Raw genomic sequence first — 25456 nt, 5'->3', positions numbered from 1 at the left:
GATTGATGATTTTGGAGACACGATGACGCTCAACAAGCTGGACCAGGCGACACAGGATGCCGGCATTTCGCTGCGCTTTATTAACGCGCACGGCGAGCCGGAAACCATCAGCGATGAGACCAAACGCGCGTTGCTGGCAGTCATGGAAACGCCAACCGGTAAAGCGCCACCGCTGCCGCCGGTGCAGGTATTTGCCGCTCGCAGCAAGCGCCAACTGACGCCACAAGGCAGCGGCACTTTTTCCTGGCAGCTACAAACCGAACAGGGCAAAAGCTTCAGCGGCGAAGTGCAGGGCGGAGAACCGCTCACACTGCCGCCACGTCTGTCACAAGGTTATCACCAGCTCACGCTGCGCAAAGGTCGCCAGCAGTGGCAAACGCGCATCATCATTGCGCCACGCCGCTGTTTTATCCCGGCATCAGTCGAGCAAGGAGAGAAACTGTGGGGCGCGTTAGTACAGCTTTACACGCTGCGATCGGATGACAATTGGGGCATCGGTGACTTCGGCGATTTGGCGCAGATGCTGGAGAACGTTGCCAATAATGGCGGTGACTTCGTTGGCCTTAATCCTTTGCATGCGCTTTATCCCGCACAGCCAGAACATGCCAGTCCTTACAGCCCAACCTCGCGTCGCTGGCTCAACGTGCTGTATATCGACGTTAATCGGCTGGAGGATTTTCAGCGTAGCGAGGCAGCGCAGCGTTGGTGGCAAAGGGCGAAAACACGCAAAGCGCTGGATCAGGCGCGCGCGGCTGAGTTTGTCGATTACAGCGCGGTGGCCAAACTGAAATTGGCCGCGCTGCGCTTTGCCTGGCAGCGCTTCCAGCCGCGCGCCGCTGAAGATGCCGGATTCCAGCAATTTATCGTTGAGGGCGGCGACCATCTGCGTTATCAGGCGGCGTTTGATGGCATTCTCGCCGAACGCAGCCAGCAGCATCCTGATGAATGGGGTTGGACCAACTGGCCGGAAGGCTGGCGCAATGCTTTGCTGCCGGAGGTGCAGCAATGGTGTGCGGAACACGAAGAGGAGATTCAGTTCTGGAGTTGGTTGCAGTGGGTGGCGCAAGAGCAGTTTGCCATCTGCTGTCAAATTAGCCAGCAGCTTGGCATGGAAGTGGGATTATATCGCGACTTAGCGGTCGGCGTGGCGCAAGGCAGCGCGGAAACCTGGCAGGATCCGGAACTGTATAAACTCGGCGCTTCCGTCGGTGCGCCGCCGGATCGCCTCGGTCCGCAGGGGCAAAACTGGTGTTTGCCGCCGCTCGATCCACATGTGATGCGCGCGCGCGGCTATCAGCCTTTTATTGATCTGCTGCGCGCCAATATGCGTGACTGCGGCGCTTTGCGTATTGATCACGTGATGGCGCTGCTGCGCTTGTGGTGGATTCCCTACGGCGAAAGCGCGGATAAAGGCGCTTACGTGGCCTATCCGGTTGAGGATCTGCTAGCGATCCTGGCGCTGGAGAGTCAGCGCCATCGCTGCATGGTCATTGGCGAAGATCTCGGCACGGTGCCAAAAGAGATCGTCAGCCTGCTGCGCAAAAGCGGCATTTTCTCGTGGAAAGTGTTGTTCTTCGAGCAGCACGGCGATGGCAGCTATCGTCAGCCGCAAGAGTATCCCGTGCAGTCGATTGCCAGCGCCAGTACCCATGATTTGCCGACGTTGGCGGGATTCTGGAGATATGAGGATCTTTTTCTGGGTCACAAACTGGGCTTGTACCAGGAGAGCGTATACATGTCATTGCTAAGGCAAAGGGATAAACAAAAACAGGCGCTATTGGATGCGCTGCATCAGATGAATACGTTGCCTGCGCGCCACGGTACCGTTGCTAGCCGATTGTCCTTCACACCGATGCTCAATCGCGGCTTCCACCGCTATCTGGCGCGCACTAACAGCGCATTGCTGGGGCTGCAACCTGAAGACTGGCTTGCTATGACTTCACCGGTCAACGTGCCGGGTACGGTAGATGAATATCCAAACTGGCGGCGCAAGTTAAGCGTCACAATCGAAAAGATGTTTAGAGGAAACGTGCCGGGCTTATTGAATGCGGTGAATACCGGGCGCAGGAAGCGTTGAAGAACGCGCGGCAGCGTCGGGTCGCTGCCGCGTGCTTAATCAGTAGTACGAGTGCTCGCCGCGCTGGTGCTCGGTCAAATCGCGCACGCCTTTCAGCTCAGGGAAGGCTGCCAGCAGCTCCTTCTCGATGCCATCTTTCAGCGTGACGTCGATCATCGAACAACCGTTACAGCCGCCGCCGAATTGCAGAATGGCGATGCCGTCATCGGTGATTTCCATCAGCGATACGCGACCGCCGTGGCCAGCCAGTTGCGGGTTAATCTGCGCTTGCAGCAGATATTCCACGCGTTCCACCATTGGCGCATCGTCAGAGACTTTCCGCATTTTGGCGTTAGGCGCTTTCAGCGTCAGCTGCGAACCGAGGTTGTCGGTAACAAAGTCGATTTCCGCGTCATCGAGGTACGGTGCGCTCAGCTCATCAACAAAGGCTGACAGTTTTTCGAACTTAAATTCAGTATCAGTCGCTTCTACTGCATCGGGTGGGCAGTAAGAAACACCGCATTCAGCGGTTGGCGTACCCGGATTAATGACGAATACGCGAATCTGAGTGCCATCTTCTTGTTTGGACAGCAATTTTGAGAAGTGCTCTTGCGCAGCATCAGTAATAACGATCATGGCGATTGCTCAATAGTTGACTAAATTACTTGGTTATAATACGCCCAACACCGACGCTCTACAAGGTACGGCACAGGCAACCAATATGTACGCTGGCCGCGCCTTGCGCCAGCAGGATGCGGCTAATTTCCGCCACGGTACTTCCGGTCGTCACAACATCGTCGATAAGCAGGATATGGCGTCCGCGCACCGGCATTTCAAGGCGAAACGCGCCGCGCAGGTTCTTTTTGCGCGCGCTGGCGCTCAATGAATGCTGAACTGCGCCCTGTCGCACCCGCTTTACCGCTTCGCGATATTCACAGCCCAGCCAGCGAGCCAGCGGTTTTGCTAGCAGCGCCGCCTGATTGTAGCCGCGTTGCCAGGCGCGCCGACGATGCAGCGGTACGCTCAGCACCAAATCTACACGCGGCAGCCGGTAATCACGACGCATTGTTAACAATTTTAACAAAATCAGCCGCGCCAGCATCACTCTGAGTGCGGTTACGCGAGAAAACTTCAGCTGCTGCACCCAATCGCTCAGCGGCGGCAGGTAATCGCTGACGCAGCTCAGGCTCTGCCACGGCGGCGGGCGGCGCAGGCAGCGCCCGCAGGGCTGCATTCCACTGGCCGGTAAACCGCAGCAGGGACAGAGTGCCGGTAGGCGCGGAATTTGCTGCACGCAGCGGCTGCACAAACCGTGGCTGGCAATCTGCAACGGCAGGCGGCATAGCCAACACAGGGCCGGGATTGGTAGCATAGCGACCTCCTTATCACTTTTCCGGAGTGTAACCGATGAGTTCGCTTTACTGGCACACCACAGGCACGGGCGATCGCGATCTTGTGCTGCTGCACGGCTGGGGTTTGAACGCCGAAGTGTGGCAAAACATCGTTCCGCGACTCCGCTCGCATTTTCGCCTGCATCTGGTGGATCTGCCGGGCTTCGGCCGCAGCCAGGGTTTTGCGCCGCTGACCTTAGCGGAAATGGCGCAACAGCTGTTGCCGCAGTTACCCGACCGCGCGGTGCTGCTCGGCTGGTCGCTGGGTGGATTGGTGGCCAGCCAGCTGGCGTTAACCCAGCCGGAGCGCGTTGCAGCGCTGATCACCGTTGCCTCATCGCCGTGTTTTACCGCGCGTGATCAATGGCCGGGCATCAAGCCCGAAACGCTACAAAATTTTCAGCAGCAGTTGAGCACCGATTTCCAGCGCACCGTGGAGCGCTTTCTGGCACTGCAAACCATGGGCACGGAGAACGCGCGACAGGATGCGCGTCAGTTGAAAGAGGTGGTGTTATCGCAGCCGATGCCGTCGGTTGAAGTGCTGGAAGGGGGATTAGAGATTTTGCGTCAGGACGATTTGCGTGCCGCGCTCGACGATCTACCGCTGCGGTTCCTGCGTATTTACGGCTATCTCGATGGGCTGGTGCCGCGTCGTGTCGCAGAAGAACTGGATTCACGCTGGCCAGCTTCATCCTCGGTGGTGATGGAGAAAGCCGCGCATGCGCCTTTCATTTCTCACCCCGATGAATTTACGCAGCTGATCATGACGTTTACCGCAGCCACATAAACTGCCACGCAGCCAGCGTTAAGGGCTGGCTGCCATCCAGCTTCTCCCCGCTAATCACATCCTGCATATGCCGCGCCAGCGGTAACTGTGTCGTCACCTCATGACGGCTGAGATTAAACACACACAGCAACCCCTCATCGCTATCCGGCTGATGGCGACGCAACACCAGCAGGCTATTTTCGCTTTCCAGCAGCGTCATCGGGTTATCGGGATGAAACGCGGGCTGCCGCGTGCGCAGTTGAATCAGCGCGCTCAGGCGTTCATACACCTGTTGGCGCAGCGGGTTGCCGCCGCTGATCCACTGTTCCATTTCACGCAGGCTGTACTTCTCCCGGTTGATGGCACGGTTATGACCGGCGGCGCGCACGCCTTCATTATCGTTGCGCGAGCCAAGAATACTTTGAATGTAAATCGCCGGTACGCCAGGAAACGACAGCAGAATCGCGTGCGCCAGCAGGAAGCGGCGCAAACGCGTGTCATCGTCGTCGTCCTGCTGATTGAGCGCATCGAAATAGGTGACATTGATTTCGTAAGGGCTGGTGGTGCCATCGGCATTGTTCTTGTAGGAGACCAGCGCGCCTTCCAGCGCTAAATCACGCACCAGCGCCACAATCTCCACTTCCGACAAAATGCCGCGCGCCGGATTGAGTCCAATGCCGTCGTGCGAGGCGAGAAAGTTAAAGAAAGTGGTCGTGCCGCCGCCTAAATCCAGCGTGCTGGCCCATTGACGCAGCGCACGCGCCGATCCCGAATGAATGGCGTGCAGCACCAGCGGCGGCAGCGAAAACTGGTACACCATTTGCGCTTCATCTTTGCCGTTACCGAAATAGCTGATGTTGTCTTTGTGCGGCACGTTGGTTTCGGTGACGATCACCGTGCCGGGCGCCACTTCATTGGCAATGGCGCGAAACAGCTTCACCAGCTGATGCGTTTTCGGCAGGTGAATGCAGTTGGTGCCCGGCGTTTTCCACATGTAGCCCACCGCGTCGAGCCGCACATAATCCGCGCCTTTGTTCAGGTAGTCGAGCAGCACATCGACCATGCGAATCAGCACTTCCGGATTGCCAAAGTTGAGGTCGATCTGGTCGGCGCTGAAGGTGGTCCAGATATAGCGCGTCTCGCCGTCGGCCATCGCAAACGGTGTGAGCAGCGGCGAGGTGCGTGGACGCGTCACCGCGCTGAGATCGGTCGCCGGCGGCATGCTGATAAAGAAATCATCCCAACCCGGATCCTGCGCCAGAAAGTGTTGAAACCAGCGGCTGTGCGCCGACATATGGTTGCAGACAAAATCAAACATCAGCCGCGTTTCGCTGTGCAGCGCGCTGATGTGCTGCCAGTCGCCGCAGATCGGATTGACCTGGTGATAGTCGATAACCGAGAAGCCATCGTCGGAAGAGTAGGGAAAAAACGGTAACAGATGCACCAGGCTGAAAGTGGATTGCAGATGCTGCTGATAAAAACGCGAGAAGCTGGCAAGGGTTGGCTGTTCAGGTTCGCGGAATTGATCGGCATAGGTAATCAGCACCACATCTTTCTCATCCCAGTGCGCCTTGCGCGGCAGTTTTGCCGTATCGCGTGCGGCACGAATGTGGGAAAGCAGGCGTTCACGCGCCGCGACCGGAAAGCTGCCGTGATAAATCTCATCGATTAAGGCGTTGATAATATCCATGGATCGCTGGGCCACGCGGAAGGTTATTTTTTCAGCGTAGTTGGATGAGGAGATTTATCAAGCTGATACGCGCAGAGACGAGGGTTTCTCCGCGCGTTATTTACGGCAGGAACTTAGCGTTTTTTACCGAATGCCGCGGCGAGCGCATCGCCCATCGCGCTGTTGCCGGCAGACGAGCTGGCAGGTTTGCCGCGACCTTTGTTATTGGCCGCCGGGCGGGCGTTTTCTTTGCCTGCGCTGCGGTTGCTGCCGCGGGCATTGCTTTCACCAGGCTGCTCGTCCAGACGCATGGTGAGCGCAATACGCTTACGCTGCATATCCACTTCCATTACCTTCACTTTGACGATGTCGCCGGCTTTCACCACCTGATGGGGATCTTCAACGAACTTGTCGGAAAGGGAAGAGATGTGCACCAAACCATCCTGATGCACGCCGATATCGACGAAAGCACCGAAGTTGGTGACGTTGGTGACGGCGCCTTCCAGCACCATGCCCGGCAGCAGATCGTTGAGCGTTTCCACGCCTTCAGCAAACTGTGCGGTTTTAAACTCCGGACGTGGATCGCGGCCCGGTTTTTCCAGCTCTTTGATGATGTCTGTGACCGTGGGCAAGCCGAAGCGCTCATCGGTAAAGTCGCGGGCATTCAGATCGCGCAGACCGCCAGCATTGCCCATCAGCTCATTCAGCGCCTGCTCGGTGGCGGCCAGAATGCGCTCGACCAGCGGATAGGCTTCCGGGTGCACGGTTGAGGCATCCAGCGGGTTATCGCCGTGGTTGATGCGCAGGAAGCCCGCGCACTGCTCAAAGGCTTTCGGCCCGAGGCGGCTCACCTTTAGCAGTTGCTGACGATTCTGGAAGCGGCCATTTTCATCGCGCCAGCTAACAATATTCTGCGCCATCATGCGGGTTAAACCGGCCACGCGGGTCAGTAGCGCCACAGACGCGGTGTTGAGATCGACACCGACGGCGTTTACGCAGTCTTCCACTACCGCATCCAGCTTCTTCGCCAGCTGGCTTTGGCTGACGTCGTGCTGATATTGGCCTACGCCGATCGATTTCGGATCGATCTTCACCAGCTCGGCGAGCGGGTCCTGCAGGCGACGCGCGATGGAAACCGCGCCACGGATGGAAACGTCGAGATCCGGGAACTCCAGCGCCGCCAGCTCAGAGGCCGAATAGACCGATGCACCGGCTTCGCTGACGATCACTTTCTGCGCGTTGATTTGCGGGAACTGCTTCTGCACGTCGAGGAAGAAGCGCTCGGTTTCGCGCGAGGCGGTACCGTTACCAATCGCCACCAGTTCAACCTGATGTTTGGCGCACAGCGCCGCCACAGCCGTGGCCGCTTTCGCCGCCTGGCCGGTGTGCGGATAAATGGTATCAGTGGCGACCAGCTTGCCGGTGGCATCTACCACCGCAACTTTCACGCCGGTACGTAAGCCTGGATCGAGGCCCATGGTGGCGCGCATGCCCGCAGGCGCGGCCATCAGCAGATCGTGCAGGTTACGGGCAAATACGTTGATGGCTTCATCTTCGGCGCGTTCACGAAGGGTGCCCATCAATTCAGTTTCGAGGTGCAGCAGCACTTTGATGCGCCAGGTCCAGCTCACCACCGCTTTACGCCAGCTATCCGCTGGCGCGTTATTCAGGCGCAGCTTGAGGTGTTCGGCGATCAGCGTTTCGCCATAGCTTTCACGCGGGGCTTCGTCGAACTGCGGATCGGCATTCAGCGACAGCTGCAGCACGCCTTCATTGCGGCCGCGGAACATCGCCAGCGCACGGTGCGACGGGACGCCGCTCAGCGCTTCGTGATGATCGAAGTAGTCGCGGAATTTCGCGCCTTCTTCCTCTTTACCTTCCACCACGCGCGAAACCACATGCGCGTTCTTCCACAGATATTCACGCACTTTCGCCAGCAGCGTCGCGTCTTCGGCAAAGCGCTCCATCAGGATGTAGCGCGCGCCATCCAGCGCAGCGCGCACGTCGGCGACACCTTTGTCGGCATCAACGTAGCTGGCGGCCAGCTGCTCGGGATCCTGCGATGGGTCCTGCCACAGCGTATCGGCCAGCGGTTCCAGACCGGCTTCAATAGCAATCTGTCCGCGCGTGCGACGCTTCTGTTTGTACGGCAGGTAAAGGTCTTCCAGCTCGGTTTTGTTCAGCGTGCTGTTGATGGCGGTGGCGAGTTCAGGCGTGAGTTTTCCCTGTTCGTCGATGGATTTCAGAATCGACTGGCGACGATCGTCCAGCTCGCGCAGGTAACTCAGACGGCTCTCCAGCAAACGCAGCTGGGTGTCGTCGAGTCCGCCGGTCACTTCCTTACGATAACGTGCGATAAACGGCACGGTGTTCCCTTCATCAAGTAAGCGAACGGCAGCATCAACCTGGTCGGCGCGTGCCTTCAGCTCACCTGCGATAATCTGGCTCAGTGAATCTTTCATCATCATTAACAATGCTTACACAGGGTTGGAAATAGCGGACAGTTATACGGAATGAGGCCGAAAATTGCCAGCCGGTGGCCCGTGAATCCGTCTTTTTCTGAATGCAGCGCGCGCAATCTTGCTGATGGTCAATCGGTCGCTTATTGTTAGCCTCTTTGCTGCGAAGAACCGCCGTCACCACGAGTTGAAGTCATGAAAACCCAACTGATTACCCGCGAAGGCTATAACAAGCTGCGTGCCGAACACGACCATTTGTGGAATGAAAAGCGTCCGGAAGTCACCAAAATCGTCTCATGGGCGGCCAGCCTCGGCGATCGTTCGGAAAACGCGGATTACACCTACAACAAGCGTCTGCTGCGCCAGATCGATCGCCGGGTGCGCTATCTGCGCAAATGCCTCGCCGATCTGAAAATCGTCGATTACGCGCCGCAGCAGGAGGGCAAAGTGTTTTTCGGTGCCTGGGTGCAAGTGGAGAATGAGCAGGGCGATGTGAAGCGTTTCCGCATTGTTGGCCCGGATGAAATTTATGGCGAGACGATGAAAGAGTACATCTCGATCGACTCGCCGATGGCGCGCGCGCTGATCAAGAAAGAAGTGGATGACGAAGTGGTGGTCAACACGCCGGAAGGGCAGAAGCTGTGGTTCGTCAACAGCATCGACTATGTCAAAGAGACGCCCTGAAACGGGTAATCGCCGTTAGTGTAGTACTCAACACTATTTCGCAAAACGCACACATCGTCGCGGCGCAATTGATTGCGCGATTAATCGCGCCGCGACGACATGTGCGGTATTAAATGGCAGAGATTAACGGAACGGCCGTGATGCGTTATTTACCGGCCTGGGTCGCGGTGGTGGTTGAGGTACCGCTGCCACCTTTGTCGCCGCCGCCCATGGTCGCCAGCGCCACGCCGAGCAGCGCGCCTACCGCGCCAACACCGATCGCGTCAGAGTTACCCTTCGCCGTCGTGGATGCCTGCGCGCCAGCCGCTTCGCCCGCGCTGGTGGCCGCCTGAACCTGAGTGAAGCTGGTCAGTACCAGTGCGCCCAGCAGAATTACCGTTTTTTTCATTTTTCTCTCTCCACATGAACTCAATAACAACAGGTACGAATCCAGTGTCGGAGATCGAGAGAAGCGAGGAAAGAGGAGATTACTGATTGATTTGTAGGAATTAATTTAACACTGGCCTTGTTTTTCATCGCTCGGGAATTGTTCCGAAAACAGATGCGCATTCCGCAAGAGAAATGCCCTATTTTATGCTGCCATCACTCCAACTCAGGCCTATTCTTCACCATCACCTTAAGTCAAATCGCCCTGAACGCCTCTCTGGCGGCGGGATTTTTTGTCATGAACCAGTAACAGAAAGAAAATGCGCCAAATTTTCAGATAAGCGCTAAGCGGCTTGAAAGCACAGATAAAAAACGCGAAGCGAAGCGCATTTCAGGGTCAAAAATAAATATAAGCTGCTGTTTAATATGCTTTGTAACAATTTCGGCTAGAATATAAACCATTAATGACTGTCACACTGAGGCCTCTTTTTTTAACAATATTGGCTCAGGCAATGGCGCCTTTGGGAGTTGAACATGCAAGAGAACTACAAAATTCTGGTCGTCGATGATGATATGCGTTTGCGTGCGTTGCTGGAGCGCTATCTCACCGAGCAGGGCTTTCAGGTGCGTAGCGTTGCCAACGCCGAGCAAATGGACCGACTGTTAACCCGCGAATCCTTCCACTTGATGGTGCTCGACTTGATGCTGCCGGGCGAAGATGGTTTGTCTATCTGCCGCCGTTTACGCAGTCAAAGCAACCCTATGCCGATCATCATGGTCACCGCGAAAGGCGAAGAAGTGGATCGTATCGTCGGTCTGGAAATCGGTGCGGATGACTACATTCCAAAACCGTTTAACCCGCGCGAACTGCTGGCGCGTATTCGTGCCGTATTGCGTCGTCAGGCCAATGAGTTGCCGGGCGCGCCTTCGCAGGAAGAAGCGGTTATCGCCTTCGGTAAGTTCAAGCTGAACCTCGGCACCCGCGAGATGTTCCGTGAAGATGAGCCAATGCCGCTGACCAGCGGTGAGTTTGCTGTGCTGAAAGCGCTGGTGAGCCACCCGCGTGAGCCGCTGTCACGCGATAAGCTGATGAACCTGGCGCGTGGCCGTGAATACAGCGCCATGGAACGCTCCATCGACGTGCAGATTTCGCGTCTGCGCCGCATGGTGGAAGAAGATCCGGCGCATCCACGCTACATTCAGACCGTTTGGGGTCTTGGCTACGTATTCGTTCCGGACGGCAGCAAAGCATGAGGCGATTGCGCTTCTCACCTCGCAGTTCGTTTGCCCGCACCTTGTTATTGATTGTTACCTTGCTGTTCGTCAGCCTGGTAACAACCTATTTGGTGGTGCTCAATTTCGCCATTCTTCCCAGTTTGCAGCAGTTCAATAAGGTCCTCGCGTACGAAGTGCGTATGTTGATGACCGATCGGCTGCAGCTGGAAGACGGAACGCAGTTGGAAGTGCCACCGGCCTTCCGACGCGAAATTTATCGTGAGCTGGGCATCTCGTTGTATACCAACGCGGCGGCGGAAGAGAGCGGTTTGCGCTGGGCGCAACATTACGAATTCCTCAGTGAGCAGATGGGCCAGCAGCTGGGCGGTCCTACCGATGTCCGTGTCGAGGTGAATAAAAACTCGCCGGTGGTGTGGCTGAAAACCTGGCTGTCGCCGGATATCTGGGTGCGCGTGCCGCTCACCGAAATCCATCAGGGCGACTTCTCACCGCTGTTCCGCTACACGCTGGCGATTATGCTGCTGGCGATTGGCGGCGCCTGGCTGTTTATCCGCATCCAGAACCGACCCCTGGTGGATCTGGAGCATGCGGCGTTGCAGGTCGGTAAAGGCATCATTCCACCGCCGCTGCGTGAATACGGCGCGTCGGAAGTGCGTTCGGTGACGCGGGCGTTTAACCAAATGGCGGCCGGTGTGAAGCAGTTGGCCGACGATCGTACCTTGTTAATGGCGGGTGTCAGCCACGATTTGCGTACGCCGCTGACGCGCATTCGTCTCGCTACTGAGATGATGGGCGAGCAGGATGGTTATCTGGCGGAGTCGATCAATAAAGATATCGAAGAGTGCAACGCGATTATCGAGCAGTTCATCGACTATCTGCGTACCGGTCAGGAGATGCAGACCGAGCGTGCCGACCTCAACAGCGTGCTGGGCGAAGTGGTGGCGGCAGAGAGCGGCTACGAGCGCGAGATTGAGAACGCGGTGATGTCCGAGGATTTGATGCTGGATATCAACCCGCTGTCGATCAAGCGCGCGCTGGCGAATCTGGTGGTCAACGCGGCGCGTTATGGCAATGGATGGATTAAGGTCAGCAGCGGCAAGGAGCTGAACCGCGCGTGGTTCCAGGTGGAAGATGATGGTCCGGGCATCAAGCCGGATCAGCTACAGCATCTGTTCCAGCCGTTTGTGCGCGGCGACAGCGCGCGCAGTACCAGCGGCACCGGTCTCGGTTTGGCGATTGTGCAGCGTATTATTGATGCGCATGAAGGCTCGCTGGAGATTGGTGACAGCGACCGGGGCGGATTGCGGATTCGTGCCTGGTTGCCGATTCCGGAAGGCAGCAGCGCTACGGCGGTGGCGAGTATCAATCACAGTGCGTGATACCCGGCGGGCATTTATGCCCACCGGGTTTTCACATCACAACTGCGGACCCGCCTGAACTAGCGCTTTACCCGCATCGTTATCGGTATATTTCTCAAAGTTAGTAATAAAGCGCTGCGCCAGATCCTGCGCGGCTTGCTGCCAGGCCGCTTCTGTCGGCCAGCTGCGGCGCGGATCGAGAATCGCGCTATCCACCTGCGGCAGAACTTTAGGCATCTGCAGGTTGAACACCGGCAAGGTGTCAGTCTCAACCTCATCCAGCTCCCCAGCCAGAATCGCATTGATGATGGCGCGCGTGTCTTTCAACGAAATGCGCTTGCCGCTGCCGTTCCAGCCGGTATTCACCAGATACGCCTGCGCACCTGCCGCTTCCATACGCTTCACAAGCACGTCGGAATATTGCGTAGGGTGCAGCGTCAGGAACGCCGCGCCAAAGCAGGCAGAGAAGGTGGGCGTTGGCTGCGTGACGCCGCGCTCGGTGCCGGCCAGTTTGGCGGTAAAGCCAGACAGGAAATGGTATTGCGTCTGTTCCGGCGTCAAGCGTGAAACCGGCGGCAGCACGCCAAAGGCATCGGCGGTAAGGAAAATCACCCGCTTCGCATGGCCCGCTTTCGACACCGGCTGCACGATGTTCTCGATATGCTCGATCGGATAAGAGACGCGGGTGTTCTCGGTCTTGCTGCCGTCGGCGTAATCCACGCTGCCATCGGCGCGCACCACCACATTTTCCAGCAGCGCATTGCGGCGAATCGCCCGGTAGATCTCCGGCTCCGCCTGCTCAGACAGATTGATGGTTTTGGCGTAGCAGCCGCCTTCAAAGTTGAACACGCCGTCGTCATCCCAGCCGTGTTCGTCATCGCCAATCAGCTGGCGATCCGGATCGGTGGACAATGTGGTTTTACCGGTGCCGGACAGGCCGAAGAACACCGCCACATCGCCCGCTTTGCCGACATTAGCCGAACAGTGCATTGAAGCGATGCCTTTCAGCGGCAGCAGGTAGTTCATGATGGCGAACAGCCCTTTCTTCATCTCGCCGCCGTACCAGGTGCCGCCAATCAGCTGCATGCGCTCGGTCAGGTTGAAGGCGACGAAGTTCTCGGAGTGCAGACCTTGCGCCTGCCAGTCTGGATTGGTGCACTGCGCGGCGTTCATCACCACGAAATCCGGTTTGAAGTCAGCCAGTTCGGCTTCGCTCGGGCGGATAAACATGTTTTTGACGAAGTGCGCCTGCCAGGCCACTTCCATCACGAAGCGCACGCTGAGGCGCGTGTCAGGATTGGCACCGCAGAACGCATCAATCACAAACAGGCGTTTGCCGGAAAGCTGCTGGGTGCAGCGATCTTTCAACGCCTGCCAGGTTTCCTGTGACAGCGGCTGGTTATCATTTTTGCCGTTGCCGACATCGTTCCACCACAGCGTGTCGCGCGTGGTGTCATCCCGAACGATGTACTTATCTTTTGGCGAGCGACCCGTGAAGATGCCGGTATCCACGGCAATAGCACCGCTCTGCGTCAGAATGCCTCGCGCATAACCTTCCAGCTCTGGGCGAGTTTCTTCCTGAAACAGGGTGTCGAAATCAGGGTTGTACACCACTTCGGTGGTGCCACTGATGCCCATAGAGGCGAGGTCTTGCGATGTCAGGCCGTTAACGCGCATGTGACTGCTCCTTAAATCGGTATCTGTTACTGCATATTTTTTATGAGGTGATTCTGCCGCCTGCCTGCATAGCCACGCAGGGCAGATCGCGCGCAGTGTACTCTTCTGAGCACGGCGGAAAAGAGAAGATAGTCAGAAATGCGAGCTGGAACGTGACAAGTAGAGAAATCTGCCACTTATGAAACTAAAGTCAGCGTTATTTAGCTAATAACCGTGATAAATGATAGGGATACGTTCAGCAGGAATGCGGGCGGATGAACCGCCCGGCAGGTAATTAATGCACGTGATCGCTGTTGTTGGTTGGCGCGTTACGAATAGCGGCAATATCCACTGCATCGAACACGTAATGCGATCCGCAATAGTCGCAATTCATATCGATTTCGCCATCCTCTGCGAGGATTTCGTCCACTTCCTCAACCGGCAACGTGCTCAGCACTTCACCGCAGCGCTCGCGTGAACAGGTGCACTTGAAGCTGACTGGCGACGGATCGAACACGGTGGCTTCTTCCTGATGATACAGGCGCCACAGCACGTCGGTGGCGGGCAGCTCAATCAGCTCTTCGCTCTTCACGGTTTCGGTCAGCGTGGCGAGGTGATTGAAATCATCCAGGCTCGGCTCTTGCGCTGGCAGCACCTGCAGCAGAATGCCGGCTGCGCCTTTGTTGCTGGTGCGGATAAACAGGCGCGTTGGCAACTGCTCAGAACGTATGAAGTAATCTTCCAGACAACCCGCCAGCGTATCCGCTTCCAGGCCAACCACGCCCTGATAGCGCTCGCCTTTCTCTGGCGAAATGGTGATCACCAGATAGCCGTTACCGACCATCTCTTTCAGGCTGCTGCCGGGTGCGATCTCCGCGTCTTCTTGCACGCGCGCCACGCCACGCAACTCCTGACGGTTGTTACCGTTGATCACCGCCAGCGTCAGCGGACCGTCGCCCTGTAACTGCACCGTGATATCACCGTCAAACTTCAGCGTTGCCGTTAGCAGGCTGGTGGCTACCAGCAGCTCGCCCAGCAAGGTTTTTACCGGCTCAACGTAGTTGTGATTTTCGACGATTTCACGCCAGGTTTCGCTCACATTGACCAGCTCGCCGCGCACGGCGACGTTTTCGAACAGGTAACGGTGCAGTTGATCGTTTGCAGACATAGTGTTTCTCTCGTTGGGGGCGCGTTATTTATCACCCGACAATTTAAATTTCATCAGATCGCGGCGCTCTTTCTTATCCGGGCGGCGATCGGGGTGCGGCATGGTTAAGGCATTCATCTTGCGTGCCAGCGCGGTTTTCTCGCGCTTGTCGATGCTGGCGGCGGTTTCGGCATACAGCGCCTGGGCTTCGCTGGCCGGACGACGCTGATCGGTCACGGCGGTGATCACCACGGTGCGCTCATCGTTGCCCTGACGCAGCGTCAATTCAGCATTGAGCTCCACCAGTTTGCTCGGCTTGCTGCGCTGACCGTTGTAATGCACTTTGCCGCCTTCGACCATTTCGCGTGCCAGCGCACGCGTTTTGTAGAAGCGCGCGGCCCACAGCCATTTGTCGAGGCGCACGCCTTCGCTCACTTTCTCTTTCATGGTATTGCGGCTCCTGCTTTAACGCAGCGTCTCACACAATTGGCGATAATCGCGTACCGCCGGATGACGCTGGAAAGATTGATCGGGCCGACCGGAATCCGGATTGCTGACGCCTAAGCACCAGCGGATGCCCCAGCGTGTTGCTGCATCCAGAATCGCTTCGCTGTCATCAATGAATAGCGTGCGCGCGCTGTCAAACGCAGTGTGTTGCTGAACGGCTTGCCAGAGACGCGGATCCTCTTTCGGATATCCAAAGGTATGGGTGGAAAGTAATAAATCAAGGTGGGCAGCTAATCCGGTCTGCTCCAGTTTCACATCCAGATTGTAAGGATGCGCATTGGTCAACAGAATCGTGCGCTTACCTGCGGCACGCAGCGCCTGCAATAGCGGCAGCGTATCTTCACGCATTGCCGCGCGGTGGCGCTTCTCCCACGTCATGGCGCGAATATCCAGCGCCAGTTCCTGAGACCAGTAATCGAGACAATACCAGTTTAGCGTATGCACCACGGCCTGGTATTTCTGCTCAATCAGCTGATGCGCTTCGCCCAGCGTGATGGCGCGTTCGCGGCTCAGGGTTTCCGGAACGTGTTCCAGCCAGAAGTGGCGATCAAAGGCGAGATCGAGCAAGGTGCCGTCCATATCCAGCAGCACGGTATCAATCTCTGACCAGTTAAGCGTAACCTGCATTGTCTTTCTCGCCGCAAAAAAGTGGGCGACAGGGTAGCACAGAAGGAGAGGGCTCAGAACAGCGAGCGCACGCTCTGCATAGTGTTCAGATTGTGGTTGAAGCACTTATCGTAATACTGCTGAATTTCCGCCATGCGCAGGCGATTGCGATGAATACGACGCAGCGCCAGCAAGCCGTTGATCACCGCGCTGGCAATCAGCACCAGCATCAACAGCGTCGTACCCAAATAGCGCCATTGCGCCATGGCATCCGGCTCGTTATGCAGCGCGATATGGCGTGTGCCGTTGGCATCGGTGGTAATACTGGTGATGATGCCGCTGGCGGCGAATGGCGTATGCAGCAGCATGCCGGACATGCGTTGCAATTCGCGCCATTGCGAAGGTGCATCAAGATCGAACAGCGGTACCGACGGCTGCGGCTGCATCACCATCTGACGACCTTCATCACTGACAATCAGGAAGCCACCCGGCGGTGGACTATTAAGGTTTTCAGCCGCACGGCGCGTTTCACGCGCGAAGAAGCTGGAGGTGGCGGTGTTCACCAGATTTTCCAGCGCTTCGGCACTCACCGGACGTAGCAGGACGTTCATGCCATTCAGCTTGCCAGAATCCGCACGGTGAATCAGTGAATCCCAATCTTTGGCGTTGCCGAGATTCACCAGCGCATTTTTCAGGCGTACGCAATCCTGCTGCTGGCTGCACAGATCCTGGGTTTTCAGCACCAAATCCGAGAAGTCATCCAGCAGAATCATGCCCGATTTCTGAATCGCCGAGGCGAGCTGCGGATTGAGTTTGGGATCGGTATTGGTTTCCGGATGCAGCTGGCGCGTGGTGGTATCGAGCAGCGCCGAGGCTTTATCGATGATCTCCGATTGCGGCTGTGGCAGCGGCGCGGCGTTATTCCAGTAAATCGCCGAGCAGTCGAACGGCATGTAGGCGTAGCTGCGATTGCTTTGATAATTGCCCGGTACCGAACACATGCCGGTGCCGCCCACTTTCAAAATGTCGCCGATGTGTAGCGGCAGCGCATTCAGCTTATCCACGCTATTCACTTCAATGCTCTCGGTGCCTTTCACCCACGCAAGGCTGAGTTTGATCGGCATGCTGAGAGGAATCCAGGTGAATAGCATGACCAGCACCAGCAGCGAGCCGCACGCCAGCACCAGATTTTTACGCCAGCGCTGCACCGGGAAGTTACGCACTTCGTCCTGGAGCGACAGGAAGCGACCCTGACGCACTACCTGACGATTGAGGTACATATCGACGTCGGTGGTTTGGCCTAAATCGTGCGCTACATACGGCTGCCAGTGCGCGGGATAGATTAAATCAATAATGCCCAGCGAGATGTTGCTCTGCTCCTGATTGGATTCACCAAACAGGCCCCAGCGCTTGGGCGCACCGCGCAGGCAATGCACATCGCGCAAACCTTTGGCGCCAGGGAAGCGATAGAGGAACCACAGGCTAACGGCGATCATCAGGCAGCCGAGCAGCGCAATCCAGCCCATCAGGCTGCCGGGCAGCACCAGACTCAGGAAGAACAGCAGGAAAGCGAAACAGATGGCGACCGCTTCACGCGTGCCGTCGGCGCGAGAAAGCTGATACTCTTCTGAGGTCTCTTTGCGTACCTGCAGCAGCTCAACATTCTCGCTCTCTTCTTTACGAATCGACGCGTTAGTGGACATCGGACGCACCAGTGGCGGCAGCGCCGGTTGTTCTACCGCGTAATTCACCAGCGAATGTCCGTTAAGCGAAATCACCAGCGGCAGCGTTTGCGTGCGGATCAGCTCTACGTGGTTCTCTTCGGCTATGTACTGTTCCCAAAGCGGCGGAAGATGCACTTCGACTTCATCGAGATAGTAGCGCCACTTCTGTGGATCGTCGGTGGAGAGGCCATAGCGGGTGATGGAGCGGGTGACAGGATAAACATTGTTGCTTTGCGCGGTGAGCGTCAGCGCTTGAGGTTCGCGCGGCTTCTTTGCGGATCGCGCACTGCTGTGTTGCTGCTGTTTCACCAGTAGCGCGATGTACTTTTCAACGGCAGCGCGTTCTTCGTCGGTGAGTTTACGATTAGGCGGACTGATAAACGGCAGTGGTTTCGCCAACGGCGGACGATGCCGCATAGCGAACCAATAGCCGATACCTGCTAATAAGGAACAGGCGAGCATGACAGCCAGAATGACAATATAAGTGCTCATGCTTTGCTCAATCCAGCCAAAAAACTGCCTTCACGTTAACGAATTACTCCCGGTGAATCCATCAATACAAGTCAATTTTGGCGAGCAGATGTCATTCTGACAAGGGAAAAGTCAGATAAAATAACGCGCAAAATCATTTAATTATAGTTTGTTAGATCATTCCTTAACGGGATGTTAACCAGACATGACTCAACTAAATATCGGTATTTTCTGAATTTAACCCAACACCGTTGACTTATTGTGAATTTTTAACTGCATAGATAACAAGAAGTTGTTAGCAGCCATAAGTGAATGTGTGTCACCATAGTTTACTTACGCTGCGTGTCGCACAATAGTTCTGGCTTCGGTATGCTGGCGTCATCACGTTTCACAGGGTTGTGCTAAGTTTGAGGCTGATATGAAAACCCCAATGAAAAAACCTGACATCCTCAATGTGGCAGCGGTGGCCCGCTCCCGCCTGTTCACCATCGAAGCGGTCGATCTCGCTTTCAGCAATGGCGCGCGCCGCGTTTATGAGCGCATGAAACCTTCCGACCGTGAAGCGGTGATGATTGTGCCGATTATTGGCGATGACGTGATCCTGATTCAGGAGTATGCCGTCGGTCTGGAAAGCTATGAACTGGGCTTTCCTAAAGGGCTAATCGATCCTGGCGAAAGCGCCTTTGAAGCCGCCGATCGTGAACTGAAAGAAGAAGCGGGATTTGGTGCCACCAAACTGGAAGCGCTGGGCAAGCTGACCATGGCGCCCTCATATTTCTCCAGCAAGATGAACATCGTGGTGGCGGAAGGTTTGTACGAAGAGAAGCTGGAAGGTGATGAGCCGGAGCCGCTAATTGTCCATCGCTGGCCGCTAAATAATCTGCTGGCGCTGCTGGATGAACCCGACTTCCGCGAAGCGCGTAACGTCAGCGCGCTGTTTATGGTGCGTGAGTGGCTGGTGAAGCAGGGCCGTGTAAGCTACTAAATTGCATAATCATTAAAAAAAGAAAGCCGGCGCATTTGCCGGCTTTTTTGATCAGAACAGTTCGTGGCTTTCGCCGTTGTCCATGAGGGTGGTGCCGACATCATGCACCGAATACTCGGTTGGCTGGGTGCCGTTGATGAAGTACTCCTGACGCGAGTTACCGCCGTTAGCCAACTTGCCGGTGCCGCGATCGATGTTAACGGTGACCACGCCATCTGGCGGTGTTAGCGGCTGTACCGGCACGCCTTCCAGCGCGGATTTCATATAGTCATCCCACGCTGGCTGTGCACTCTTCGCGCCGCCTTCGTAACCGGAGATTTGATCCGGTATCGCACCTGACATGGTGGAGCGACCCAACGCGCGCGAATCATCGAAACCAATCCACACCGACGTCACCACGCCCGGACCATAACCAGAGAACCACGCATCTTTCGAGCTGTTGGTGGTACCGGTTTTGCCGCCGATATCGTTACGCTTCAGGTCACGACCGGCACGCCAGCCCGTTCCCATCCAGCCCGGCTCGCCGAAGATGTTGGTGTTCAGCGCGCTCTTGATCAGGAATGACAGCGGCGTGTTGATCACGTGCGGAGCATACTGCTGCTCGCCACCCGGCTGCGCAGGCACTTGCTCCAGCTCCGGTTGCGGCACGGTTTGGTTCTGCGATTGATCGGAGGTCGCGACATTCTCGACGCTCTCTTCATTCAACGCGACCGACTTTTTGGTATCGCCATAGATCACCGGCAGGTTGCACTGCGGACAGGCAATCTTCGGTTTCTCTTCGAAGATCACGCCGCCTTGTTCATTCTCGATCTTCGCGATGAAGTACGGATCAACCAGGAAGCCGCCGTTTGCCATCACCGCGTAGCCGCGTACCACCTGCATTGGGGTAAAGGACGCCGCGCCTAAGGCTAACGATTCGGTATGCACGATGTTCTGCGCCGGGAAGCCGAAACGCTGCAGATATTCCGCCGCGTAATCAACGCCCATCGCACGCATCGCACGTACCATCACCACGTTTTTCGACTCGCCTAACCCCTGACGCAAACGGATTGGACCTGCATACGTTGGCGGTGAGTTCTTCGGACGCCAGTCAGCACCCGCACCGGCATCCCAGCGCGAAATCGGCACGTCGTTGAGAATCGATGCCAGCGTTAAACCGCGATCCATCGCTGCGGTATACAGGAAGGGTTTGATGTTGGAACCCACCTGACGCAGCGCCTGGGTTGCGCGGTTGAACATGCTCTGGTTGAAGTCGAAACCGCCGACCAGCGCGCGAACCGCACCATCTTCTGGATTGAGTGACACCAGCGCCGAGTTCACCGCCGGAACCTGGCCGAGCCACCAGTCGTCATTCACTTTACGCACCCAAATCTGCTGGCCGGTCTGCAGCACCTGCGTCACGCTGCGCGGCGTTGGGCCTTGCAGCGTGTCAGATTTGTAAGCGCGCGCCCAGCGTACGCCGGCCATATTCAGCGTAACGCTGCTGCCATCTTTCAGCATCGCCGTGGCGTGATCGGCGCTGGCGCTGGTGATCACCGCAGCATTCAGCGGTCCGTAAGTTGGCAGATTTTTCAGCGCATTCTGGATGCGGGTTTGATCCCAGCTCGCTTCGCCCACTTTCCACAGCACATTGGTTGGACCGCGATAGCCGTGGCGCATGTCATACGCCATCACATTGTTACGCACCGCCTGCTGTGCGGCTTCCTGCAGATGGCGGGTGACGGTGGTGTAGACCTTGTAACCATCTTCATAGGCTTTATCGCCATAACGCTTCACCATCTCCTGACGCACCATTTCACTTAAGTAAGGTGCAGAGAAGGCGATTTCCGGGCCGTGATAGCTGGCCGTCAGCGGCGAGTTACGCGCTTCGTTATATTGCTGCTGCGTGATGTAGTTTTGATCCAGCATACGCGCCAGCACCACATTACGACGCGCCAGCGCACGCGTATGAGAATAGAGCGGGTTGAACGTCGAAGGTGCTTTTGGCAACCCAGCAATCATCGCCATTTCACTCAGCGACAGTTGATCAATAGGTTTACCAAAGTAGACCTGCGCCGCCGCGCCTACGCCGTACGCGCGATAGCCGAGATAAATCTTGTTGAGATAGAGCTCAAGGATTTCATCTTTGCTTAGCAGCTGTTCGATACGGATCGCGAGGAACGCTTCCTTAATCTTACGCATCAAGGTGCGTTCCGGGCTGAGGAAGAAGTTACGCGCCAGCTGTTGAGTAATGGTACTGGCACCCTGCGAGGCGTGACCGGACATCAGCGCAATGCTGGCTGCACGGAAAATCCCCACCGGATCGACACCGTGATGCTCGTAGAAACGGCTATCTTCGGTGGCAATAAACGCTTTGATTAACTCAGGCGGCATCTGTTGTAGGGTCAGCGGGACACGGCGCTTCTCGCCGTACTGGGCGATTAGATCGCCATCCGCGCTGTAAACCTGCATAGGAGTTTGCAGGCGCACATCTTTCAATGTGTTCACATCAGGCAGCTGCGGCTCTATGTATTTGTACAAACCATAAACCGTGCCGGCTCCCAGCAAAATGCAACACACTGCAAGGATCAATAAATACTTTACGAACTTCACCTGAGAATTCCCATCTGTTGTCGTTTGAGCAGTTTATAAGCAACCGCGCGGTAGTATAAAGACAAGCCTGACGCATTCATATACCTGCCAGGCTTGAAGTTGCCGGGGTATCAGCACTCTGACCTTTTAATGATAAGGAGATCGCGCGTATGGCTTTTCAGCGCTGGCAAATTGGACTGGATATCCAAAACGGACAACTGTGTGCCCTTGGCATCGAACGCCGACGTCATGGTTGGCAGTTGCGACACTGGTGGCAACAAACGCTGCCGCAAGATACGTTAAGAAACGGCGTGCTGCAAACCACGCCTGCGTTACTGGATATGTTAGGGCGCTGGCAGCGCCATCTGCCGAAGCGCTATTCACTGCGCGTTGGCCTGCCGCCGCAGTTGGTATTGCAACGCACTTTGCCGCTGCCGGAAACCTCGCTGCGTGAACCCGCGCTGGGGCGCTATGTGGCGGCTTCTGCGCAGCGTCTGTTTCCCGTCGAACCCGCTTCGCTGTCGCTGGATTATCGCTCACCGGGCAAGGATGCACCGCTTTACGTTACCGCGGCACGGCGCGAGGTGATTACGCAATGGCTGACGCCGCTCAAGCAGGCAGGTCTGCGACCGGACGTATTCGAACTGAGTAGCCTGGCGCTGACGCAGATCGCCATGCGCCTGCCGTTACGCCACAACCACTTATTGATTCATCCACTTAGCGATCATTGGCTATGGACGCTGGTGGGGGAAAGCACCACTTCAGGCGCAGCCACCGAACCGCTCACCCTCGCGCAGCTGCGCGAAACCTTCCCGCAGATGGAAAGCGTATTCTGCACCTCAACTCAGGTTTTGCCTGAGGAGCAGGTTAAACGCTGCAAGCCGTTTTCGCTGCTGCACTATCTGCAACCGCCGTTGCCTGCACAGGAAGGTATTTTTGCCATCGCGCTTGGGCTGGCGCTGCGGCCGGAGGATGTCTGATGCTGGCGGTCAACCTGCTTCCCTGGCGCCTCCAGCAATCGCAGCGGCGGCGCCAGCAGAGTGTCTCGCTGCTGTCGCTCACGCTGGCCTGCACCTTGCTGATCCTCTCATTACTGTGGTGGCGCGGCGTCATTGCACGGCAGCAACAAACGGATGCGCTTATGGATATCACCTCTCTCCTCAGCGCGCTGCAGCTACAGCTGGAACAGCAGCAATCGCTGTTGAAGCTGCGTGAATCACTTCTTCAGGCGCAGCTGGCACAGCTGCAACGGCAAGATCAGCATCAGCGCTGGCAGCATTTTTGGCAGCAACTGCCGGAGTTAATGCCTGACACCTTGTGGCTCAATCGCCTTGAACGTCGGCAAGGGCAACTGGTGCTGGAAGGGCGGGCGCAGAGCATGGCGGCGGTCAGTGATTTTCGTCATCAGCTCATGACTCAGCCGCTGTTCAGCAGCGTAAAGCAGGGCGGTGTGAAGCGCGAAGCGGGCGGCGACTATCGTTTTGCTTTGCATGCGCGCGTGCAGGAGGTAGCAGATGAATGAACTTCTGCAGCGCTGGCTGATGCTCACGCTGCCGCTGCGCATGCTGGGACTTTTGACGTTATCGCTGGGGCTGTTTGCGCTGACGTGGATCGTACTGCTTTGGCCGCAGCAGCAGATGCGTGAAGCGCAAGCGCGGCAGCTGGAACAGATGCGTCAACAGCAGCAACAGCGGTTGCAACAGCTGGCTTCACTTCCGGCGATTGATGTGTTGCAGAGCGAGATTAGCCTGCTGCAGCAACCCACGAAGGATACCGGCACTCAGCAAACGCTGGAGCGAATCGTGGCAGCGCGCGGCAATCAGCTGGAAGCCTGGCATCCGGATAGCCAGCCGCAGCAGCTGCAGTTAAGGCTTGCCTGGCCGCAATTTCTGCCGCTGTTTAGTGAACTAGCCAGCACCCGATTACCGGTGCCACAACGCTTTCAGCTGCAAGCCGAGCAAGGCGTATTGAACACGCAACTGTGGCTGGAGAGTGACGATGCGGAGTAGCGCCTTGCTGTTGTTACTCTGCAGCGCGCTGGCGCTGGCGCGCGATCCTTTCCAGCCGCTGGCAGCAACGCTGTGTCAGACGCAGATTGCTGCGCCAGAAGGCTGGCGCTTACAGGGCATTATTGGCACGGCGCCGCACTACGTGGCGTGGCTGGTGTCACCTCAAGGCAAAAGCCATCGGCTGGATAATCAAGCGCCTTTTCACCAGCCGCCCTGGCAAGTCGTGCAGCTTACGTCGCGCATGCTGGTGTTGAGCGCAGCACAAAGCTGCACGCCACAGCAAATCACATGGGTAATAAAAGGAGGTTTTTATGAAATGGATGACGTTACTGATGCTGCTGTGTCTGAGCATGCCGCTGCGCGCTAACGACGACCGATTAAGTCTGACGTTTGATGATGCGCCGGTTGAACGCATTTTGCAGGCGCTGGCAGATTATCAGCAGACCAACCTGCTGATTGCGCCGGGCGTTGAAGGTCGGCTGTCGCTGCGATTAGACAATGTCGGCTGGGATCGCGCGCTCGCGCTGGTAACGCAGCTGGCAAAACTCACCGTGGTGCAGGAAGAGGGCGTTTTGCTGGTCTATCCGGAAAGCTGGCAGCAGCAGCAGGCGCAACAGGAAAAGGTGGAGCGTGAGGAGGAGAAGCAGCAAACGCCGCTGGAACAACAAACCGTGACGCTGCATTACGCCAGCGCCAGCGATATTTACCGCAGCCTGCAAGCCGAACGTTCGTTGATGACGCCGCGCGGTAGCGTCACGGTCGATAGCCGCACCAACAGTTTGCTGCTGCGCGATACGGCTGAGGCATTACGTGACACCGAGCGCTGGTTAAAAGCGCTGGATTTGCCGCTCGAGCAGGTTGAGCTCGCGGCACATATCGTCACCATCAATGAAGAGCATCTGCGCGAGTTAGGTGTTAACTGGGGCACGTCACCGGCAGAAGTGGTAACGCAGGCGTTGCGCAACCCGCTGCTCGAGATTCCTCTTGCGGTGAGTAATCCGGCGTTTCGCGCGGGCGTGACGCTGGGCCAGGTCAGCGGCGAATTGCTCAATCTGGAACTGAGTGCGCTGGAGCAGGAGAACCAAATCGAAATCATCGCCAGTCCGCGCTTGTTTACCTCACATCAGCAAACCGCCAGCATCAAACAGGGCACGGAAATTCCTTATGAGGTGAAATCGGGCAACAGCGGTGCCACCGCCATTGAATTTAAGGAAGCGGTTTTAGGCATGGAAGTGACGCCGGTGGTGCTGGGAAATGGCCGCATTCAGCTCAAACTGCGGCTGAGCCAGAACTTGCCAGGGCGCAGTGTAAACATTGGCGACAACCAGGTGCTGAGTATTGATAAGCAGGAGATTGAGACTCAGGTGACGCTGCGCGATGGCGAAACCTTAGCGCTGGGCGGCATTTTCCAGCAGCAGCGCACGCAGAGCGAAAAACGCGTGCCCTGGCTGGGCGATATGCCTTTATTAGGGAATTTGTTCCGTCAGCAAACTGATGAGCAGAAGAAAAAGGAACTGGTGATCTTTATTACTCCCAGACTGGTCAGGGAAGCAGCGCTTACTGCCGGATAAAGCGGAAAATTCGTTCTGGGAGGCCAACTGCGTTGACGCAGGGCTGGAATTAGCTTACAAGGTTTAGCGATTTTCAAAACGGTGTAACGGAACGCGGCAGAATAACCTTCCGAATGACGTTGGTCACAAGCGATACTGACGTCAAAAGAAATATCGCCAAAATAATTCGAGCTCCAGTAAGACGTTAAATGAGTGAATGCACTGTGCTTACATCGGTAAGCGAT

At 56.7% G+C, this 25456-nt stretch carries 22 protein-coding genes; 11 read left to right on the top strand and 11 right to left on the bottom strand.

The window, feature by feature from the left end; genetic code table 11:
• Positions 1-22: 22 nt before the first annotated feature.
• A complete protein-coding gene (gene malQ / locus PO881_RS17900) occupies positions 23-2077 on the top strand; it encodes a 4-alpha-glucanotransferase (protein WP_192414816.1) in 2055 nt (684 codons plus the stop codon).
• Positions 2078-2116: 39 nt separating this feature from the next.
• Here the strand turns inward: malQ and nfuA are convergent, their stop codons facing one another.
• Complete coding sequence (nfuA, locus tag PO881_RS17895; protein WP_064741235.1) at positions 2117-2692, bottom strand: Fe-S biogenesis protein NfuA; 576 nt, start codon at positions 2690-2692, stop codon at positions 2117-2119.
• Between the two features lie 58 nt (positions 2693-2750).
• A complete protein-coding gene (gene gntX / locus PO881_RS17890) occupies positions 2751-3428 on the bottom strand; it encodes a DNA utilization protein GntX (protein ID WP_101762685.1) in 678 nt (225 codons plus the stop codon).
• A gap of 35 nt (positions 3429-3463) precedes the next feature.
• Here gntX and bioH point away from each other — a divergent pair, with 35 nt between their 5' ends.
• On the top strand, positions 3464-4234 hold the full coding sequence (gene bioH, locus PO881_RS17885) for a pimeloyl-ACP methyl ester esterase BioH (protein WP_280172165.1): 771 nt from the start codon (positions 3464-3466) through the stop codon (positions 4232-4234).
• Here the strand turns inward: bioH and PO881_RS17880 are convergent.
• Together PO881_RS17880 and PO881_RS17875 are read right to left on the bottom strand one after the other, a co-directional pair.
• Positions 4218-5903 carry an alpha-amylase family glycosyl hydrolase gene (locus PO881_RS17880; RefSeq protein ID WP_101762683.1) on the bottom strand — a complete coding sequence of 562 codons (1686 nt, stop codon included), beginning with the start codon at positions 5901-5903 and terminating at the stop codon, positions 4218-4220. The genes bioH and PO881_RS17880 overlap by 17 nt on opposite strands.
• Positions 5904-6016: 113 nt before the next feature.
• On the bottom strand, positions 6017-8347 hold the full coding sequence (locus PO881_RS17875) for a Tex family protein (RefSeq protein WP_192237005.1): 2331 nt from the start codon (positions 8345-8347) through the stop codon (positions 6017-6019).
• Positions 8348-8536: 189 nt separating this feature from the next.
• Between PO881_RS17875 and greB the strand changes: the two genes are divergently transcribed.
• Positions 8537-9025, top strand: a complete 489-nt coding sequence (gene greB / locus PO881_RS17870) for a transcription elongation factor GreB (protein ID WP_101762682.1) — start codon at positions 8537-8539, stop codon at positions 9023-9025.
• Positions 9026-9170: 145 nt separating this feature from the next.
• Here greB and yjbE read toward each other — a convergent pair whose 3' ends face one another.
• Positions 9171-9413 carry an exopolysaccharide production protein YjbE gene (gene yjbE / locus PO881_RS17865; RefSeq protein WP_101762681.1) on the bottom strand — a complete coding sequence of 81 codons (243 nt, stop codon included), beginning with the start codon at positions 9411-9413 and terminating at the stop codon, positions 9171-9173.
• A gap of 512 nt (positions 9414-9925) precedes the next feature.
• Here yjbE and ompR point away from each other — a divergent pair.
• Both ompR and envZ read left to right on the top strand, forming a co-directional pair.
• Positions 9926-10645 carry a two-component system response regulator OmpR gene (gene ompR, locus PO881_RS17860; RefSeq protein WP_001157751.1) on the top strand — a complete coding sequence of 240 codons (720 nt, stop codon included), beginning with the start codon at positions 9926-9928 and terminating at the stop codon, positions 10643-10645.
• The gene (envZ, locus tag PO881_RS17855) at positions 10642-12006 is read left to right on the top strand and encodes a two-component system sensor histidine kinase EnvZ (protein WP_101762680.1); all 1365 of its coding nucleotides are present in this window, start codon (positions 10642-10644) and stop codon (positions 12004-12006) included. The genes ompR and envZ overlap by 4 nt, the downstream gene beginning before the upstream one ends.
• Positions 12007-12042: 36 nt before the next feature.
• Here the strand turns inward: envZ and pckA are convergent, their stop codons facing one another.
• The 5 genes from pckA to PO881_RS17830 all read right to left on the bottom strand — a co-directional run bounded on the left by pckA (position 12043) and on the right by PO881_RS17830 (position 18117).
• The gene (pckA, locus tag PO881_RS17850) at positions 12043-13662 is read right to left on the bottom strand and encodes a phosphoenolpyruvate carboxykinase (ATP) (RefSeq protein WP_101762679.1); all 1620 of its coding nucleotides are present in this window, start codon (positions 13660-13662) and stop codon (positions 12043-12045) included.
• A gap of 274 nt (positions 13663-13936) precedes the next feature.
• On the bottom strand, positions 13937-14809 hold the full coding sequence (gene hslO / locus PO881_RS17845; protein WP_277974181.1) for an Hsp33 family molecular chaperone HslO: 873 nt from the start codon (positions 14807-14809) through the stop codon (positions 13937-13939).
• Positions 14810-14833: 24 nt separating this feature from the next.
• Positions 14834-15235, bottom strand: a complete 402-nt coding sequence (gene hslR / locus PO881_RS17840; RefSeq protein ID WP_101762677.1) for a ribosome-associated heat shock protein Hsp15 — start codon at positions 15233-15235, stop codon at positions 14834-14836.
• An 18-nt stretch (positions 15236-15253) separates the two neighbouring features.
• Positions 15254-15922, bottom strand: coding sequence for a GMP/IMP nucleotidase (gene yrfG / locus PO881_RS17835; RefSeq protein ID WP_101762676.1), 669 nt, complete (start codon positions 15920-15922; stop codon positions 15254-15256).
• Positions 15923-15975: 53 nt separating this feature from the next.
• Positions 15976-18117, bottom strand: a complete 2142-nt coding sequence (locus PO881_RS17830; protein WP_137386663.1) for an intracellular growth attenuator family protein — start codon at positions 18115-18117, stop codon at positions 15976-15978.
• Positions 18118-18514: 397 nt separating this feature from the next.
• Between PO881_RS17830 and nudE the strand changes: the two genes are divergently transcribed.
• Positions 18515-19081 carry an ADP compounds hydrolase NudE gene (gene nudE, locus PO881_RS17825; protein ID WP_280172164.1) on the top strand — a complete coding sequence of 189 codons (567 nt, stop codon included), beginning with the start codon at positions 18515-18517 and terminating at the stop codon, positions 19079-19081.
• Between the two features lie 51 nt (positions 19082-19132).
• Here nudE and mrcA read toward each other — a convergent pair whose 3' ends face one another.
• A complete protein-coding gene (gene mrcA / locus PO881_RS17820; RefSeq protein WP_110867624.1) occupies positions 19133-21673 on the bottom strand; it encodes a peptidoglycan glycosyltransferase/peptidoglycan DD-transpeptidase MrcA in 2541 nt (846 codons plus the stop codon).
• Positions 21674-21822: 149 nt separating this feature from the next.
• Here mrcA and pilM point away from each other — a divergent pair, with 149 nt between their 5' ends.
• Genes pilM through hofQ form a run of 5 tightly spaced genes read left to right on the top strand, consistent with a single transcriptional unit; the run spans position 21823 to position 25232 of the window.
• Positions 21823-22632, top strand: coding sequence for a pilus assembly protein PilM (gene pilM, locus PO881_RS17815; RefSeq protein WP_280172163.1), 810 nt, complete (start codon positions 21823-21825; stop codon positions 22630-22632).
• Positions 22632-23174: a PilN domain-containing protein gene (locus PO881_RS17810; RefSeq protein WP_280172162.1), complete on the top strand. Its 543-nt coding sequence runs from the start codon at positions 22632-22634 to the stop codon at positions 23172-23174. Before pilM ends, PO881_RS17810 begins: the two co-directional genes overlap by 1 nt.
• Positions 23167-23661, top strand: a complete 495-nt coding sequence (locus tag PO881_RS17805; protein ID WP_280172161.1) for a hypothetical protein — start codon at positions 23167-23169, stop codon at positions 23659-23661. The genes PO881_RS17810 and PO881_RS17805 overlap by 8 nt, the downstream gene beginning before the upstream one ends.
• Positions 23651-24028: a HofP DNA utilization family protein gene (locus PO881_RS17800; RefSeq protein WP_280172160.1), complete on the top strand. Its 378-nt coding sequence runs from the start codon at positions 23651-23653 to the stop codon at positions 24026-24028. Before PO881_RS17805 ends, PO881_RS17800 begins: the two co-directional genes overlap by 11 nt.
• Positions 23973-25232: a DNA uptake porin HofQ gene (hofQ, locus tag PO881_RS17795; protein WP_101762668.1), complete on the top strand. Its 1260-nt coding sequence runs from the start codon at positions 23973-23975 to the stop codon at positions 25230-25232. Before PO881_RS17800 ends, hofQ begins: the two co-directional genes overlap by 56 nt.
• Positions 25233-25456 lie beyond the last annotated feature (224 nt).

Source organism: Pantoea sp. SS70 (genome assembly GCF_029866845.1).
Classification (GTDB): Bacteria; Pseudomonadota; Gammaproteobacteria; order Enterobacterales; family Enterobacteriaceae; genus Pantoea; species Pantoea leporis.
The sequence above is the reverse complement of the archived record's forward strand: the minus strand, read 5'-3'. Positions and strand labels throughout refer to the sequence as shown.

Excerpts from the sequence above, each read along its gene's own strand:
- malQ (WP_192414816.1), top strand. The coding sequence starts at position 23 with ATGACGCTCAACAAGCTGGACCAGGCGACACAGGATGCCGGCATTTCG.
- nfuA (WP_064741235.1), bottom strand. The coding sequence starts at position 2,692 with ATGATCGTTATTACTGATGCTGCGCAAGAGCACTTCTCAAAATTGCTG.
- gntX (WP_101762685.1), bottom strand. The coding sequence starts at position 3,428 with ATGCTACCAATCCCGGCCCTGTGTTGGCTATGCCGCCTGCCGTTGCAG.
- bioH (WP_280172165.1), top strand. The coding sequence starts at position 3,464 with ATGAGTTCGCTTTACTGGCACACCACAGGCACGGGCGATCGCGATCTT.
- PO881_RS17880 (WP_101762683.1), bottom strand. The coding sequence starts at position 5,903 with ATGGATATTATCAACGCCTTAATCGATGAGATTTATCACGGCAGCTTT.
- PO881_RS17875 (WP_192237005.1), bottom strand. The coding sequence starts at position 8,347 with ATGATGAAAGATTCACTGAGCCAGATTATCGCAGGTGAGCTGAAGGCA.
- greB (WP_101762682.1), top strand. The coding sequence starts at position 8,537 with ATGAAAACCCAACTGATTACCCGCGAAGGCTATAACAAGCTGCGTGCC.
- yjbE (WP_101762681.1), bottom strand. The coding sequence starts at position 9,413 with ATGAAAAAAACGGTAATTCTGCTGGGCGCACTGGTACTGACCAGCTTC.
- ompR (WP_001157751.1), top strand. The coding sequence starts at position 9,926 with ATGCAAGAGAACTACAAAATTCTGGTCGTCGATGATGATATGCGTTTG.
- envZ (WP_101762680.1), top strand. The coding sequence starts at position 10,642 with ATGAGGCGATTGCGCTTCTCACCTCGCAGTTCGTTTGCCCGCACCTTG.
- pckA (WP_101762679.1), bottom strand. The coding sequence starts at position 13,662 with ATGCGCGTTAACGGCCTGACATCGCAAGACCTCGCCTCTATGGGCATC.
- hslO (WP_277974181.1), bottom strand. The coding sequence starts at position 14,809 with ATGTCTGCAAACGATCAACTGCACCGTTACCTGTTCGAAAACGTCGCC.
- hslR (WP_101762677.1), bottom strand. The coding sequence starts at position 15,235 with ATGAAAGAGAAAGTGAGCGAAGGCGTGCGCCTCGACAAATGGCTGTGG.
- yrfG (WP_101762676.1), bottom strand. The coding sequence starts at position 15,922 with ATGCAGGTTACGCTTAACTGGTCAGAGATTGATACCGTGCTGCTGGAT.
- PO881_RS17830 (WP_137386663.1), bottom strand. The coding sequence starts at position 18,117 with ATGAGCACTTATATTGTCATTCTGGCTGTCATGCTCGCCTGTTCCTTA.
- nudE (WP_280172164.1), top strand. The coding sequence starts at position 18,515 with ATGAAAACCCCAATGAAAAAACCTGACATCCTCAATGTGGCAGCGGTG.
- pilM (WP_280172163.1), top strand. The coding sequence starts at position 21,823 with ATGGCTTTTCAGCGCTGGCAAATTGGACTGGATATCCAAAACGGACAA.
- PO881_RS17810 (WP_280172162.1), top strand. The coding sequence starts at position 22,632 with ATGCTGGCGGTCAACCTGCTTCCCTGGCGCCTCCAGCAATCGCAGCGG.
- PO881_RS17805 (WP_280172161.1), top strand. The coding sequence starts at position 23,167 with ATGAATGAACTTCTGCAGCGCTGGCTGATGCTCACGCTGCCGCTGCGC.
- PO881_RS17800 (WP_280172160.1), top strand. The coding sequence starts at position 23,651 with ATGCGGAGTAGCGCCTTGCTGTTGTTACTCTGCAGCGCGCTGGCGCTG.
- hofQ (WP_101762668.1), top strand. The coding sequence starts at position 23,973 with ATGAAATGGATGACGTTACTGATGCTGCTGTGTCTGAGCATGCCGCTG.